1 pseudogene is annotated in these 433 nt (G+C 47.3%); it reads left to right on the top strand.

The window, feature by feature from the left end:
* Positions 1 to 42: 42 nt before the first annotated feature.
* A pseudogene (locus tag ACXAC4_RS18730) lies at positions 43 to 381 on the top strand (NAD-binding protein); the annotation flags it as partial.
* Between the last annotated feature and the right edge of the window lie 52 nt (positions 382 to 433).

Here is a 433-nt window from a genome sequence, read left to right as displayed (position 1 = left end):
AAGGTTAACGACGGTTAGATTCACCTCTTACACAGCACCTGGGGTAATATCGGTGCGGGCCTTGCTCGCTCACTTGAGAAAAACCACAGTGTGAAACTGATCGAACGTAATCAAGCGCGCGCCACTGAGCTTTCAGAAATGCTCGACAATACCGTCGTGTTCTGTGGTGACGCTTCAGATCAAGAGCTGCTTTCTGAAGAGCATATTGAACAAGTTGACGTGTTCATCGCGGTTACCAATGATGATGAAGCCAATATTATGGCTGCCATGTTGGCAAAACGTATGGGCGCACAGAAAACCATGGTGCTGATCCAGCGTGGTGCTTATGTTGACTTGGTCCAAGGTGGTGAGATTGATATTGCTATCTCACCTCAAGGTGCTGTGTAAGAGGTGAATCTAACCGTCGTTAACCTTAGCAATACGTAGCTACTTG

It is taken from the genome of Pseudoalteromonas sp. AWM4_233 (assembly GCF_056158285.1).
Note: the sequence above shows the minus strand (reverse complement) of the source record. Positions and strands in the feature narration are given on the sequence as shown.